Consider the following 15,494-nt stretch of genomic DNA (forward strand, 5'->3'; position numbering starts at 1 on the left):
AGGAAAAACTGGCGCAGATCAGAACAGCCGTGCCAGATCATTGAGTATCGCCAGTGCCATCAAGCTGAACAGCAACACCATGCCGATCCTCAGACCCAGCATCTGAACCCGCTCACTGACTGGTCGCCCTCGAATCAGCTCGACCGCGTAATAGAGCAGGTGTCCACCATCAAGCATAGGTATCGGCAACAAATTGAGCACGCCGAGACTGATACTCAGATAGGCCAGAAAACTGACAAACGACTCCAGACCTGACGCAGCCGAAGTCCCCGCCACTTTAGCAATGGTTATCGGACCACTCAAGTTTTTTACCGAGATCACCCCAGCAATCATCTTGCCGATGGCATCCAGAGTCAGACCGATCATTTGGCCCGTTTTTTCGACACCCGCCACAAGTGCCTCAATTGGACCATAACTCAGGGTGCGCTGCATTGACTCGGGATATTCAACAGGAGACACTCCAGCACCGATATAGCCTTGCGATCGTCCATCAGGCAGTGCCCTGGTGGCAGGTACCACAGTCAACGTGACGATACGCCCTTCGCGCTCAAGCATGAGTTCAAGCGGCTGCTCAGGCGCTGCCTGAACCTTGTGCACAAGCTCGATCCAGTCCGCCACCGGCTCACCGTCAACTTTCAGCACACGGTCCCCGACCTGAATGCCGGCAGCCCCGGCACGACCGTCTTCAGTCAGCAAGCCGATCACGGCCGGTATTTCCGGTTGCCACGGCATAAGCCCAAGAGCGGTGACCGGCGACTCGCGCTCAAGATCAACATCCCAGCGCTCTATTGGCACCGAATAGCTTCGAGCATAGCCACGTGCAGGCTCGCCCAGCATCAACTCAACACGACCGGTTTCACCCACCCGCGCCGCCAGCCTGAGGTTCACCTCACTCCATGAGCGAACGCTATTGCCATCAACCTCCAGCACCTCATAACCGGACTCCACATTTGCGGAAGCGGCTGGTGAGTCTGGACGTACATCACCTACCACCGGTACGACCGATGAAACTCCGTAAATAAACAAAAACCAGTAGGCAAGGACCGCAAACAACAAATTAACCAGCGGCCCGGCTGCGACAATGGCGATGCGCTGTAGTACAGGTTTGTTATTGAAGGCCTGAGCACGCAATGACTCTGGAACATCCCCTTCGCGCTCATCCAGCATGCGGACATATCCGCCCAGAGGAATGGCTGCAATGGTGTACTCAGTGCCGTCACGCCCCACACGCATCCAGAGGGGCTTGCCGAAGCCGACCGAGAATCTCAGCACCTTGACACCACAGCGGCGCGCCACCCAGAAATGCCCCCATTCATGTATGGTGACCAACAACCCAAGTGTCACAAGAGTAGCCAGAATCGTCTGCAGCAAGCTCATGATGTCGTTTTCAGACCCCTGTCACAAAATAAAGACCCGCAAAAAATACGGGTGCCGCGGCCGTCAGGCTGTCGATACGATCAAGCACACCGCCATGCCCCGGCAGAAGCTGACCGCTGTCCTTGATGCCGCGCTCACGCTTGAGCATGCTTTCCAGTAGATCACCCAGCACTGACACCATACCCGTCAACAATGACAGCAACATCAGAGTGACCGATGCAATCAGGCTTAGTTCCAGCCAAACGGCAAAGCCAAAACCCGTCAGGACACAAGCCACAAGACCTCCAGCAGCTCCCTCAAGGGTTTTGCCTGGACTGACTGCGGGCAGCAATTTGCGACGCCCCCAGGTCTTGCCAGCCACGTAGGCTCCAATATCAGCCCCCCACACCAGAACAAGAAGCATCAGCAGCAGCGTCAGGCCGTTTTCACCCGCACGCAGAGCAGAAATGGCGTACCAGGCCGGCACCAGCACCAGCAATCCCATCATCAACCTGAACGGTACTCGGCTGTAGCCTGCCGTTGCCGGATATCCTTTCACCAACAGCAGCGCTACCGACCAAAACAGCAGGGCAAGCACGACAGCCACCGACTGACTGCCCGGAACGAATGCCACAACAGTCAGTACCACGGCATGCAAGGCAAGATAAACAAACCGAGAAAACAGAGACAGCCGACACAGGTTGCCCCATTCCCAGCTGCCATACAGGAAAACCACAGCCAGCACGATTTCAAAGGCCGCCTGCGGTAACAGAAAAACAGCCGCCAATGCCAGAGGAGCCAGCACCAGCGCCGTCAAAACACGCTGTTTCAACACTGATTATCAGCCCCCACCTGCTCACTGGTTCTACCAAAACGACGCTCACGAGTGAGATAGGACTGCAGCGCCGCCAGCATCTCCCGCTTATCAAAGTCAGGCCAGAAGCAGTCGGTAAAATAGAGTTCAGTGTAGGACAGCTGCCAGATCAGGAAATTACTGATGCGCTGCTCTCCACCGGTGCGTATGCACAGGTCCGGCGGCGGCAACTCTGCCAATGAAAGCTGACGAGTAAACAATTCCTCATCGATCTGCTCAGGTGACAACGCCCCCTCAAGACAGCGCTGTGCCAGAGAACGGGCGGCCGATACAATATCCCAACGACCACCGTAATTGGCGGCAATATTGAGCGCAAGCCCAGTATTGGAAGCGGTTTCGGCTTCAGCCTTGCGAATCAGGGCCTGCAGTTCCGGACTGAAGCGCGAAAGATCACCGATAACCCGCAGTCGGATATTGTGACGGGCCAGCTTGCGCACCTCATTTTTGAGCGCAAGCATGAAGAGCTGCATCAACCCACTGACCTCAACGGCAGGCCGCTTCCAGTTCTCGCTACTGAACGCAAACAGCGTCAGCGCTTCCACACCCTGTTCGGCACAGCACTCAATGACAGCACGCACACTGTCCACACCAGCCTTGTGCCCTGCCAATCCCGGCAGTCGCCGCTCTTTGGCCCAACGGTTATTGCCATCCATAATGATGGCGATGTGACGGGGCAGTGAGCGCCCCGGAGGTATCGTCAATTGGTGCTCAACAGCCATGCAGATCCGCGGCGGGGCGTACCCCGCTCCGTTGGTTCAGATTTCCATCAGGTCCGATTCTTTTTGTGCCAGCAGGCTATCCACCTCGGCCACATACTTGTCGGTCAGCTTCTGCACCTGATCTTCGCCACGACGGCTGTCATCTTCAGTGATCTCTTTTTCTTTCAGCAGATCTTTCAGATCACCGTTGGCATCGCGACGGATATTACGGATGGCAACGCGGGCGTTTTCCGCTTCGGTGCGTGCTTGGCGAATATAGCCCTTACGGGTCTCTTCGGTCAGTGCGGGCATGGGCACGCGAATCACATCTCCGTTGGTGCTCGGATTCAAGCCCAGATCAGACTTGTGAATCGCTCTTTCGATATCGCTGACGACCTTTTTTTCCCAGGGAATAATGGTCAGGGTACGGGCATCTTCTACCGAAACGTTGGCAACCTGCTGAATCGGCACATCCGAGCCGTAGTAGGACACCGTAATGCTGTCGAGAATGCTCGGATGGGCACGCCCGGTACGGATTTTCTTGAAGTTTTCAACCAGCGCCTCAGCGCTTTTTTTCATGCGCGCTTCAGCATCTTGAACAATTTCATTAATCATCGTTTTCTCCAGCAACAGAGCCGCTATCAATCAGGGTACCTTCATCGCCACCGAACACCAGATTCACCAGCGCACCGGGCTTGTTCATATTAAACACCCGCACCGGCATATCATGGTCCCGCGTCAGGCAGATGGCGGTCATATCCATCACCCCAAGCTGTTTTTCCAGCACTTCATCGAAACTCAAACGGGTGTACCTGCGCGCATCCGGATCTTTCATCGGATCTGCCGTGTATACACCATCAACCTTGGTCGCTTTCAGGACCACGTCCGCTTCAATTTCGATGCCGCGCAGGCAGGCAGCAGAATCGGTTGTAAAGAAGGGATTGCCGGTACCGGCTGCAAAGATTACCACATCGCCCTGATTCAGGTAGCGCATTGCGTTACGGCGATCATACTGATCAACCACACCGCTCATTGGAATGGCGGACATAACACGGGTCGCAATATTGCAGCGCTCAAGCGCATCACGCATAGCCAGCGCATTCATCACTGTTGCCAACATACCCATGTGATCACCGGTAACCCGATCCAGGCCTGCCGCACTCAGCGCAGCGCCACGGAACAGGTTGCCACCACCAATTACCATTCCAACCTGAACACCTATACCTACCAGCTGACCGATTTCCAGCGCCATGCGGTTGAGCACCTTGGGATCGATCCCGAAGTTCTCCTCTCCCATCAGCGCTTCGCCGCTGAGCTTCAGCAGCAATCGTTTGTATCTGGATTGTTTATCTTTGGCAGGCATGATCTGTCTCCGCGCGGACGAAATGGCGTAAAGTGTAGCAGGAAAGCATGCGGCTGGGCATAAGAGCTACACCCAGCCGGAAAGCGCAGCAGCTGTTTACTTTTTCAGCTGTTCTGCAACCTCAGCAGCGAAGTCCTTGTGCTCGACCTCGATACCTTCGCCAACGGCAACGCGAACGAAGGATACAACTTCAGCACCGGCAGCCTTGGCTACCTGACCTACGGTCTGCTCAGGATTCTTGACGAACGGCTGCTCAACCAAGCTGTTTTCAGCCAGGAATTTCTTGATACGACCACCAGCCATCTTTTCCTTGATTTCCTGCGGCTTACCTTCCATATCCGGCTGTGCCATGATGATCTCTTTCTCACGAACCAGCTCTTCTTCCGGCATATCTTCCGGACGTGCAACACGCGGGTTGACTGCGGTTACGTGCATCGCAATATCGCGTGCCACATCAGCGTTACCGCCATTCAGTGCCACGATGGCAGCCAGACGGTTAGTGCTGTGCACGTAGGCATCAACCTTGTCGCCTTCAACCAGCATCAGACGGCGCACGCTGATGTTTTCACCGATTTTCTGTACCAGCGCTTCACGTGCAGACTCCAGCTCACCTGACATCAGCGCAGCCACGTCTGTTTCCTTGGCAGTAAAGGCCTTTTCCAGCACGGTGTTAACAAAGCCCAGGAAATTGTCGTCACGCGCAACAAAGTCGGTTTCAGAGTTGACTTCAACCGCAATCGCATAGCTGTTGTCATCAGCAACCTTGACCGCTACTACACCATCAGCTGCAGTACGACCGGCCTTTTTAGCCGCTTTCATACCGGAGGACTTGCGCAGATCGTCGATCGCTTTTTCGATGTCGCCTTCCGATTCAACCAGTGCCTTTTTGCATTCCATCATGCCCAGGCCGGTACGTTCGCGCAGTTCCTTGACCATCGCTGCAGAGATATTCGCCATGTCGCGTTCCTCTTTATTAATCACTTCAATTCAAATTCAAAAAAGGGGAGCCAGGCCCCCCTTTGCACATCCAGACACGTTTACACGCGTCAGTTGTCAACTCTATTACTGAGCAGCTTCTTCAGCGTCGACTTCAACGAACTCGCCTTTACCGGCATTGGCAGCAGCGCCTTCGATGCAGGCATCGGCAACTGACTTGACGTAAATCTGGATGGCACGCAGAGCATCGTCGTTACCCGGGATAACATGATCGATGCCATCCGGGTTGCTGTTGGTATCAACCACACCAATAACCGGGATACCCAGCTTGTTGGCTTCGTTGATGGCAATACGCTCGTGGTCAACGTCGATCACGAACAGCGCATCAGGCAGACCGCCCATTTCCTTGATACCACCGATGGAAAGCTCAAGCTTATCCATTTCACGGCTACGCATCAGCGCTTCTTTCTTGGTCAGCTTGTCAAAGGTACCGTCCTGAGACTGGGCTTCCAGCTCACGCAGGCGACGGATTGACTGACGGATGGTCTTGTAGTTAGTCAGCATTCCACCGAGCCAGCGGTGGTTAACGTAAGGCATACCGGCACGCGCGGCTTCCTCTTTGATCACCTTAGCCGCTGCACGCTTGGTGCCGACAAACATGATCTTGTTCTTGTTGCTGGCCATATTCTGAACCACATCCAGGGCGTTGTTCAGCGCCGGCAGGGTGTGCTCCAGGTTAATGATATGGATCTTGTTACGCGCACCAAAGATGAACTTGGACATCTTCGGGTTCCAGTAACGGGTCTGGTGACCGAAGTGAACACCTGCCTTCAGCAGATCGCGCATTGAAACTTTAGCCATTGTGGTATTTCCTCTAACGGGTTATAACCTCCACATATCCCATCGCCCAACCGCTTGGCGGCACCCTGAACGCATGTGACGATATGTGTGTGTTTTCAGTTGATGTATTTAAAAGCCCCGACCGATGCCTGAGCATCCCTTTCGGGAGCGCGATTTATACCATAGCCGATACACTTTTTGAAGCGCCCTTTGGCTGAACGCGTCTTGTTCGCTACAATAGACGCCAGTTCACGCCCGGCTTCTCGCCCTACAGCCACGGGCATCCCTTCAAGCGCCAAGACCGAGTATTTATGACTATCAAAATCAAGACCCCGGAAGAGATTGAAAAGATGCGTACCGCCTGCCGACTGGCAGCGGAGGTTCTCGAAATGATTGAGCCATATGTCAAGCCGGGCGTGACAACCGATGAACTGAACCAAATCTGCCACGAACACATCGTTAACAAGCAGCAGGCCATTCCTGCCCCGCTCAACTACCACGGCTTCCCCAAGTCGATCTGCACCTCTGTAAATCAGGTGGTTTGTCACGGCATCCCCAATGATAAAAAACTCAAGAACGGCGACATCATCAATATTGATATCACCGTGATCAAGGATGGATACCATGGCGACACCAGCAAGATGTTCTACGTGGGCGATGTTGCCCCACATGCCCAACGTCTCTGTGAAATCACGCGCGAATGCATGCAGAAAGGCATCGAACTGGTTCGTCCTGGCGCACACCTGGGTGATATTGGCGAAGTGATCCAGAAGCACGCCGAGAGCAATCATTACTCAGTGGTCCGTGAGTACTGCGGCCACGGCATCGGCGCTGAGTTCCATGAAGACCCACAGGTACTTCACTACGGCAAAGCGGGCACCGGCGACGAACTCAAGGAAGGCATGATTTTCACCATCGAACCGATGATCAACGCCGGCAAGCGCCACGTAAAACTTAACAAGCGCGACGGCTGGACCGTTGAAACCACTGACCGACGCCTATCCGCACAATGGGAACATACAGTTCTGGTAACCGCTGACGGTTACGAGATTCTGACCCTGCGCAAGGAAGAGATGGTCGCCTGATTTCACTCTGAACGAGCCCTTTCCATGACCCGTACCGCTCAGCCACTAGAAGCCGCACCGGAGCTGCTGGACCCCAGCCAGCTCCACACCAGCCTGTCCAATCGTGACAGACCGGTCATGAAAGTGCTCAAGGAATCGTTGCGTGAAGCACAACAACGCATGGATGATGCGTTCCGGCAGGGTGAAGACATTCGCCGCCTGATCTATGGCCGCGCCTGGGTACTGGACCAGATCCTTGATGCTGCCTGGTCCCAGTTTGCCTGGCCACCGGCACATCAGGCCGCCCTCATAGCCGTGGGCGGTTATGGCCGCGGAGAACTACACCCCTTCTCTGATATCGACATCCTGCTGCTGTTCGACCAGATCGATCCCAACGAGTGCCAGGACAGCATCAGTGGCTTCCTGACTCTACTGTGGGATATAGGCCTGGACCTGGGGTCCAGTGTGCGCACCATTGACCAGTGTTATGACGAAGCGCGCAACGACATCACCATCGCCACCAACCTGATCGAGTCGCGCACGCTCTGCGGCGATCCTGCCCTGCAGAACGAGATGTATGATCGAGTGACCTCTGAGGGCGCCTGGACCGACAAGGAGTTTTTCAAGGCCAAGCTGGCCGAACAGAAAGAGCGCCACGAAAAAACCAACAACACCGAATACAATCTTGAGCCCAACCTGAAAAACTCGCCCGGAGGCCTGCGAGACCTTCAGACCGTAGGCTGGGTAGCCAAGCGCCACTTTGGCGCCACCTACATCCGCGATCTGGTGGACCACGGCTTCCTGACCGAACCCGAGCTGGACACCCTGAACAAGGGCGAACTCTATCTTTGGACCGTCCGCTACGCCCTGCATATGCTATGCAAGCGCCGCGAGGATCGACTGCTGTTCGATCATCAGCGTGCACTCGCCACATACTTCGGCTACGAAGACCAGGAAGGCGCTCTGGCGGTTGAGCAGTTCATGAGCAAGTATTACCGCGTCGCCATGGCCATGTCGGAATTCAACGACATGCTGCTGCAACACTTCGACGAGGCGATCCTACGCATTGACGATGAGCAGAGCATCCAGCCACTGAACAATCGCTTTCAGATTCGCAACAACTACCTGGAAGCAGTCTATGACAAGGTATTCGAGCATCACCCCTTTGCCATCATGGAGCTGTTCGTACTGATGGCCCAGCACCCTGACATTCAGGGGGTTCGCGCCTCAACCATTCGACTGGTGCGCAACCATCGCCATCTGATCGACAACGACTTTCGCAAGGATATTCGCAACACCTCCCTGTTTATGGAGCTGCTGCGCTCACCGGAACGCGTGTCGACTGAACTTAAGCGCATGAACCGCTACGGCATTCTGGGGCTTTACCTTCCCGAGTTCGGCAAAATCGTGGGCCAGATGCAGCATGACCTGTTCCATATCTACACCGTGGATGCGCATACCCTGAAAGTGATTCAGAAGATGCGTCAGTTCCGTCATCGCGAATACCGCGAACAGTTTTCCATTGCCCACCGTATCGTCAACCAGCTGCCCAAAATTGAGCTGCTGTACATTGCGGGCCTTTATCACGACATTGCCAAGGGCCGTGGCGGTGACCACTCGGAGCTGGGTTCTGACGATGTAATAGCCTTCTGTCGACGCCATCATCTTGGCAAATGGGACACCCACCTGGTGGCTTGGCTGGTGCGCAATCATCTGAAGATGTCCATGACTGCTCAGCGACGTGACATTTCCGATCCGGAAGTCATCCATGCCTTCGCCATGGAGGTACGCGATCTGGTGCACCTGGATTATCTTTACGTCCTGACCGTCGCGGATATCAATGCAACCAACCACTCGCTCTGGAACAGTTGGCGAGCAACCCTGCTGCGCCAGCTCTACATGGATACGAAGCGCTCGCTGCGCCGCGGCCTGGAAAACCCGATCAACAAGGAAGACCGCATCGAGCAGGTACAGCATGAAGCGATGCTGCTGCTGGCCCGCCAGGGTATTCGAGAACAGGACATATACGATCACTGGGCATTGCTGGGGGATGACTACTTCCTGCGAGAAGATGCGCACAACATCGCCTGGCATACACAGGCGATTCTGGAACACGGTGACAGCCCGCTACCGCTGGTCCTGATTCGCAAGACTTCTTACCGCGTCTTTGAAGGTGCTACCGAGATCTTCATCTACAGTGAAGATCTGCCTACCCTGTTCCCGGCGACGGTTGCCGCCATGGACCAGCTACACCTTAACATTCAGGATGCCCGTATCATCCTCACCGACCATGGCCGCACTCTCAACACCTACACGGTACTGACGGATGACAACCAGCCACTGTCGGAAAACCCTGAATATCTGGCCAACATCCAGCGCCACCTGACCGAAGAGCTGGACGACCCGGAAGACTACCCCGAGATCATTCAGCGCCGAGTGCCGCGCCAGCTCAAGCTGTTTGCTACACCCACGCGCCTGACTCTGAGCAACGACCCCTCATCTCAGCAAACCATCCTGGAGGTGATCACTCCGGATCGCCCCGGCCTGTTGGCACGCATCGGCCGCATTTTTGTGGAGTTCGGCATTTCAGTGCGCAAGGCAAAGATTTCGAGCATTGGCGAGCGGGTTGAAGACTTTTTCTTCATCACCGACAGCAACAATCAGCCGATCAGTGATCCCGAGCTGTGCCGCCAGCTGCAGCAGGCGATCTGCCAGCAGCTGGATGAGCATGTGCAGAAACAGTAGCAGATCTCGACTCAGCGTGCCGCCTCATGCACCCAGGCGCGCTGAACATGATTCAGGTCCACCTCCAGCACTGTTGCATAGGTATCGTCCTGTACCGGGTAGCTTTTGACCACCCGTGCGCCACGCACGATACCGGCAACGGCCGTTTTGAAGCTATCGTTCTGCACCACCATGTCCTCGACCCGTGTAGTGCCATACAGATACTGTCCATGTATGATACCGGCCAGCTCCTGATAGGCTCGCAGCTTGGACGCACGCATCGCCATCAACATCCTCTGCTGTTCGGTCTGCCCCGGCTGCAAACTGATCGGCGCATAGCCGGTCGCACTGACCCAGTTCGGCTCTACAGGCGCCTCAATTCGAGGGCTCGCGTGCACGTCCGGCAACGCTTCCGCTACCGTCTTGGCGGAATGCACCACAGTTTCACAACCGGTCAGCACCAACGCCAGAATCATCAGAACCACTGATCTCATCACTGAGAACCTCCAGCCGGACCTTGCCGGTTTTCGATGATCATGCCACGCTCTCGCGCTTCCAGCAGATCGTAGCCGGGCCAGCGTTGCTCCAGGCGGGACAGAGGAATGTGGCTCTGGCCGGAGGCGAGCACCTGACGTGTTGTGGTATCGAGCAATCGAGCGTTAATCACAACACCATCAGGGTGCAGCGCATAGGTACCGGTAAGCACAAAGTAGATTCGATGACGGGTACGCAGGGCCGACATGTTATAGGGCTCGATATCCGGCTTTACACTGGTCACCAGGCTCTGTGCGCGGTAATCAACCAGATTGTAACCCCGCTGCTCCAGCTGAAAAACAAAACTGTCACCCAGCCGTTCGCCCAGTTCGCCCACCTGGCCCGGTTGCAGCAGGTTGCGAAAAGCCAGCACAGCCAGCGGCAGCCGACTGATATTGCTTTTGTCCATGCCTGTTTCCAGCTGATGTGCCATCTGCACAACCGCCTCACTGACAGGGTCCAGTCCATTGCGATCACCCCCTGTCTGTTTCAGCTCGGTTCTGCCGTACGACCGCTCTGACCGGGCATCTTCTATTTGCGCAAGCACTTGAGGATGCATGCTGACTACATGAGCCTGGACCGGGCCGGGCCCCTGCTGGGCGCAGCCGGCCAACAGCATCAGCAGACTGCAGGCTGTAAGCACTGCCACTCTCATCAGTTTTGCTCTCTGTCAGGTGTGATTTTTCTGAATGTACCACAAAATGGAGCGATGACAGGAGAGTACCGCCGTCAGCGTTTGCATCGCACTCGCAAATTGCATACCTTTTGGCCAATACCTGAGGACACTGATCATCATGCTGACCCGACTTTGCCGTCTGCTACTGCTCTGCCTGACACTGGCCATCCCCCATGTTGCAGCCATCACCATCGAGGCCGAGGGCTCGGCACCGATTATAAATAATGACCTTGATCAGGCCCGAGAGCTGGCCGTCAGTCGTGCCCGAGAACAGGCTTCCCTTCAGGGCAGCGCCTGGATTTCCACCACACAGGAAGTACGTGACGGCATACTTGAAATTGACAATATGCGCATTAACAGCCTGACCCAGCTCAACAACATCCGCATCATCGATGAATACATCCGTGGCAGCCTGCTGACTGTGCGTATCCTAGCCGAGGTAGAAGCTGAGGCCGGCTGCGCCAACGGCCAGCCTCCCCTGGCCTATCGCAAAACGATTGCCATCGGCGGATTCAGCCTCGCCCGTCCCGCTGACGCCAGCCATGGCAATCTGCAGGGCATTCAACAGGGACTGGCCACGATAATCAGTCAGTCTTTGCAACAGAGCACACTTAATGTCATTGACCGTGGCAATCTGCAGTTGATGGACAACCAGGATCAGCCCCCCCAGCAACTGTCCGAGGGCGCTCTTTCCCGCCACTTGAATCACGCACAACAGCAACAAACCCAGTTCCTGGTAACCGGCATTATCCGGGACCTGAGCCTGCACAACCCGGCGGGCCCTCGTCCACCCAACATCCTGCTCGACACCTACCGCAGGCTGGACTTCGCCAGCTCAAAACATCTGCGCAACTTTGTATTGGACCTCTATATTTTTGACACTTTCACAGGCCAGATGATGTGGCAACAATCCTTCGCCACAGCAGGTCGCTGGAACCGCCCGGTACATGAAAAAACAGGCTTCGGGAGCCCCCTGTTCTGGCAGCAGGACTTTGGCCAGAAGGTGGAGGCCACCCTGCAGGATATCAGTCGCTATATTGATGAAACACTGATGTGTGAACCGTTCCGCAGCAGCATCACACATACGGAAGGCAATGAGGCATGGATCGGCGCTGGCTCGCTGGCAGGCCTGAAACCGGGTGATCGGCTGAGCGTGTATAGACTCTACACCCATTATGGTGCCAATCAGATGCCGATGAGCGAGCTGCGCAACACTCGCCAGACGCTGACTCTGGAAGACGTACAACCCACCATGTCACGGGGCCGACTGCCCGCTGACAGCAACACCCTCAACATCCAGCAGGATGATATTGTAATCGCCCATTGAGCAGCTTAGTCTTGCGACCTTGAATCATCCACACCCATACAGGAGCACCACCAAAATGCAGAGCGGACTCTTTACCGAACTGGAAAAAAAGATTGAGGGATTAATCGAAGAGGTCGAACTGCTGCGACTGGAAGTCAGCGAGCTGCGTGAGAGCAAGACAACACTGGAAGCCGAACGCGAAAGTACTGAGCAGAGTCTGCAGCGACTGCTGGGCAAGTTTGACCGACTTCGGGAAAGCGAAAACCTTTGACAGATATTTGCAGCCGTGCGGAACCAGCGCCCGCACGGCCAGCAGACTCAGCGCTGAGTGCCGCGAATCTTGATCTCGACGCGACGGTTCATAGCCCGCCCCGCTTCAGTGTCATTATTGGCAATCGGGTAACGCTCACCCAGACCGCGCGCATCCAGTCTCAAGTGGCTGACCCCAACCGAATTCAGGTAGCGTGCAACACTGGTGGCGCGACGCTCCGACAACTGCTGATTGTATTCAAATGAACCGGTTGAATCGGTATAGCCTTCCACTGCAACCTGACTCTTCTCGAACTTGATCAACACACGAGCAACCGAGTCGAGCACCGAGTAAAAAGACGGATCAACCCGATCACTGTCGGTGGCAAAGGTAATATTGCCCGGCATAATCAGCCGGATGTCATCCCCGACACGCTCCACTCGAACACCGGTACCTTCAAGCTGCTGGCGCAGCTGCATTTCCTGCTGATCCATGTAATAACCGATACCACCACCAACAGCACCGCCAATAACAGCCCCTGCCAGTGCGCCCTCATTTCGATCGCCCTTGCCAGCCACGGCTGCACCCAGTACGGCGCCACCCAGAGCACCCAGACCTGCGCCCTTGGTTGCCTGCGACGTTTTAGACTCCTGAGTGTAGGGGTCCAGCGTTGTACACCCACCCAGCAACAATACTGACGCAAGTGAGGTGATCATCAGCTTTTTCATGGTTTCCTCCTGAATACGGTCTCCCGCTCCTCCATATGAAAGAGCAGGCCTGATACCTTTTAGCTCAGAATAGCTTAATAAGAAATGAAAACCAGTATCGCTTTTACACGGGAGTGCATATGGGTGCTGGCCAGCGCCAGGATCAGACGATAAAATGCGCTGTTATCCTTCTTTGTCATCCGCGTCACCACTCCGAGGAGTATCTTTTGTCTCAGCTGCCTGTCATTGTCGGTTTTGGTGGTATCAGCCCCGCTGGTCGCTCTTCCTTTCACCAGGGCTATCGTCGCCTGATACTGGATCAGCTGGATGCATCCAGTCGACAGGATACGCTGGTTGATCTGGCAACACTGACCGGGCTTGCGCAGTATGATGCCGGCAGCTACCAGCTGCAGGGTGACACCAGCCAGCACTTCACGGCTGCAGAGCTGGCCAGCCGCATTGAACAGCAGGTACGAGACAACACCCTGATTCGCCGCATCCACCCCGATTGGTTCGATGTTAATGCCGTCATGTTCAACCGCCCGGCCAGCATCAAAGGCAGCGATCAAGGCCTGAGTTTCCGCCTGCGCAGCCGCCAGCTGCCGCAGCAAATCCCGACAAACTGGCAGGTAGAAGAGATAGGTGGCGGTCAGGTTGAGGTACGGATCGACGGCAGTTGCGAACTGATTTTCCCGGATTCCAAACCAGCCCTGGTACAAAGTGCCGGCATGCTGCCGACCGGGTTCGAGCCCGGCAAACTGTACCAGTCACGCAACCATCCCCGCGGCCTGCAGATGGCGGTTTATGCTGCCTCCGATGCACTGCGCTCGATGGGGATCGAATATCAGACCATTCTGGATCTGCTCTCTCCGGATCAGATCGCAGTGTTCGCCAGCAACTCAATTGGCCAGCTGGATGATCTTGGCTTCGGCGGCCTGACCAAGTTCCCGGCGCTGGGCAAACGCACCACCTCCAAACAGATGCCACTGGGTTATGCCCAGATGCCGGCTGACTTCATCAACGCCTACCTGCTCGGCAACGTCGGCACGACCGGCGGCGCGCTAGGCGCCTGCGCCACCTTTCTGTACAACCTGAAAAGCGGTGTCGAGGCGATACGTACCGGCCGCAGCAAGCTGGTACTGGTCGGTGGCAGCGATGCCCCGGTAACGCAGGAGATCATTGAAGGCTTCCGTGCCATGGGCGCCCTGGCCGAAGACAAACAGCTGATGGCGCTGGACGGTCTTGCCGAGATGGCTGAGGAGCACTACCGCAAAGCCTGTCGTCCATTCGGCAACAACTGTGGCTTTACCATGGGTGAGTCCAGCCAGTTCCTGGTGCTGATGAGTGACGATCTCGCACTGGAGCTTGGCGCTGACATCCACGGTGCGGTGGCCGATGTTTTTGTCCATGCCGACGGGCACAAAAAGTCGATTTCGGCACCGGGCATCGGCAACTACATGACCCTTGGCAAGGCGGCATCGCTGATCGGCACACTGTTGGGTGAAGATTCACTCAAGCAGCGCAGCTTTGTACAGGCACACGGCACCAGCACCCCGCAAAACCGCGTAACCGAATCTCATGTCATCAACGAGACCGCCAAGGCGTTTGATATCCCTGACTGGACCGTCAGTGCCATAAAAGCCTATCTTGGACACTCACAGGGCACTGCAGGAGGGGATCAGCTATTTGCGTCACTGGGCGTCTGGAAACACGGCATCGTGCCGGGTCTGACCACCACAACCGAAATTGCAGAAGATGTGCACAGCTCCAACCTGCATTTCCCGCTGACCCATAAGGAAACCGGCGCTACAGGGATGGACTCGGTATTGATCAACGCCAAGGGGTTTGGCGGCAACAACGCCAGCGCCGCAGTAATGGCACCCCATGTGGTCGAGCAGCTGCTGACAAGGCGCCACGGCGAAACCGCCATGAATGCCTGGCGCAAGCGACGCGAGCAGGTACGCGAACAGGCCGAAAGCTATAACCAGTCTGCTATCATGGGTCAGGCAAAACCCATCTATCTGTACGACCACAACGTGCTGACGGGGGATGACCTGCAGATCAGTGCCGATGAAATTCGCCTGCCCGGTTATGCCAACCCGATCTCACTGCAGGTCGAAAACCCGTACAAAGATCTGTGCTGAAACGACCATAACAAGGAGGAAT

The 15,494-nt window shown here is 55.8% G+C and carries 15 protein-coding genes; 5 read left to right on the forward strand and 10 right to left on the reverse strand.

What is annotated here, in order from left to right; all coding sequences use genetic code 11:
* Window positions 1-18: 18 nt before the first annotated feature.
* The 7 genes from rseP to rpsB all read right to left on the reverse strand — a co-directional run bounded on the left by rseP (window position 19) and on the right by rpsB (window position 6,088).
* On the reverse strand, window positions 19-1,377 hold the full coding sequence (rseP, locus tag CFI10_RS16050) for a sigma E protease regulator RseP (protein WP_206836344.1): 1,359 nt from the start codon (window positions 1,375-1,377) through the stop codon (window positions 19-21).
* A gap of 10 nt (window positions 1,378-1,387) precedes the next feature.
* The gene (locus CFI10_RS16055) at window positions 1,388-2,191 is read right to left on the reverse strand and encodes a phosphatidate cytidylyltransferase (RefSeq protein WP_206836347.1); all 804 of its coding nucleotides are present in this window, start codon (window positions 2,189-2,191) and stop codon (window positions 1,388-1,390) included.
* Window positions 2,185-2,949 carry a polyprenyl diphosphate synthase gene (uppS, locus tag CFI10_RS16060; protein ID WP_206836351.1) on the reverse strand — a complete coding sequence of 255 codons (765 nt, stop codon included), beginning with the start codon at window positions 2,947-2,949 and terminating at the stop codon, window positions 2,185-2,187. The genes CFI10_RS16055 and uppS overlap by 7 nt, the downstream gene beginning before the upstream one ends.
* Before the next feature lie 36 nt (window positions 2,950-2,985).
* On the reverse strand, window positions 2,986-3,543 hold the full coding sequence (frr, locus tag CFI10_RS16065; protein WP_091826878.1) for a ribosome recycling factor: 558 nt from the start codon (window positions 3,541-3,543) through the stop codon (window positions 2,986-2,988).
* Entirely contained in the window at window positions 3,536-4,291 is a 756-nt protein-coding gene (pyrH, locus tag CFI10_RS16070; RefSeq protein ID WP_091826877.1) for a UMP kinase, read from the reverse strand. Before pyrH ends, frr begins: the two co-directional genes overlap by 8 nt.
* A gap of 96 nt (window positions 4,292-4,387) precedes the next feature.
* Entirely contained in the window at window positions 4,388-5,248 is an 861-nt protein-coding gene (gene tsf, locus CFI10_RS16075; RefSeq protein ID WP_206836354.1) for a translation elongation factor Ts, read from the reverse strand.
* A 105-nt stretch (window positions 5,249-5,353) separates the two neighbouring features.
* Window positions 5,354-6,088: a 30S ribosomal protein S2 gene (gene rpsB / locus CFI10_RS16080; RefSeq protein ID WP_091826875.1), complete on the reverse strand. Its 735-nt coding sequence runs from the start codon at window positions 6,086-6,088 to the stop codon at window positions 5,354-5,356.
* Window positions 6,089-6,378: 290 nt separating this feature from the next.
* Here rpsB and map point away from each other — a divergent pair, with 290 nt between their 5' ends.
* Both map and CFI10_RS16090 read left to right on the forward strand, forming a co-directional pair.
* The gene (map, locus tag CFI10_RS16085) at window positions 6,379-7,152 is read left to right on the forward strand and encodes a type I methionyl aminopeptidase (RefSeq protein ID WP_206836356.1); all 774 of its coding nucleotides are present in this window, start codon (window positions 6,379-6,381) and stop codon (window positions 7,150-7,152) included.
* 24 nt (window positions 7,153-7,176) lie between these two features.
* The gene (locus tag CFI10_RS16090) at window positions 7,177-9,876 is read left to right on the forward strand and encodes a [protein-PII] uridylyltransferase (RefSeq protein ID WP_206836359.1); all 2,700 of its coding nucleotides are present in this window, start codon (window positions 7,177-7,179) and stop codon (window positions 9,874-9,876) included.
* 11 nt (window positions 9,877-9,887) lie between these two features.
* Here CFI10_RS16090 and CFI10_RS16095 read toward each other — a convergent pair whose 3' ends face one another.
* Both CFI10_RS16095 and CFI10_RS16100 read right to left on the reverse strand, forming a co-directional pair.
* Window positions 9,888-10,349 (reverse strand): LPP20 family lipoprotein, encoded by a 462-nt coding sequence (locus CFI10_RS16095; RefSeq protein WP_206842230.1) that lies wholly within the window; start codon window positions 10,347-10,349, stop codon window positions 9,888-9,890.
* Complete coding sequence (locus CFI10_RS16100) at window positions 10,349-11,044, reverse strand: FlgO family outer membrane protein (RefSeq protein ID WP_206836362.1); 696 nt, start codon at window positions 11,042-11,044, stop codon at window positions 10,349-10,351. The genes CFI10_RS16095 and CFI10_RS16100 overlap by 1 nt, the downstream gene beginning before the upstream one ends.
* 139 nt (window positions 11,045-11,183) lie before the next feature.
* On the opposite strand from CFI10_RS16100, the gene CFI10_RS16105 reads away from it, so the two are divergent.
* Window positions 11,184-12,392, forward strand: a complete 1,209-nt coding sequence (locus CFI10_RS16105) for a flagellar assembly protein T N-terminal domain-containing protein (RefSeq protein WP_206836365.1) — start codon at window positions 11,184-11,186, stop codon at window positions 12,390-12,392.
* 55 nt (window positions 12,393-12,447) lie between these two features.
* Window positions 12,448-12,642: a cell division protein ZapB gene (gene zapB / locus CFI10_RS16110; RefSeq protein ID WP_091826869.1), complete on the forward strand. Its 195-nt coding sequence runs from the start codon at window positions 12,448-12,450 to the stop codon at window positions 12,640-12,642.
* 47 nt (window positions 12,643-12,689) lie between these two features.
* On the opposite strand, the gene CFI10_RS16115 is transcribed toward zapB, so the two are convergent.
* Window positions 12,690-13,349, reverse strand: coding sequence for a YiaD family glycine zipper/OmpA-like lipoprotein (locus CFI10_RS16115; protein WP_091826868.1), 660 nt, complete (start codon window positions 13,347-13,349; stop codon window positions 12,690-12,692).
* A 206-nt stretch (window positions 13,350-13,555) separates the two neighbouring features.
* Between CFI10_RS16115 and CFI10_RS16120 the strand changes: the two genes are divergently transcribed.
* Window positions 13,556-15,472, forward strand: a complete 1,917-nt coding sequence (locus tag CFI10_RS16120; RefSeq protein ID WP_206836367.1) for a beta-ketoacyl synthase — start codon at window positions 13,556-13,558, stop codon at window positions 15,470-15,472.
* Window positions 15,473-15,494: the final 22 nt, after the last annotated feature.

This window comes from Marinobacterium iners (assembly GCF_017310015.1).
GTDB lineage: Bacteria > Pseudomonadota > Gammaproteobacteria > Pseudomonadales > Balneatricaceae > Marinobacterium > Marinobacterium iners.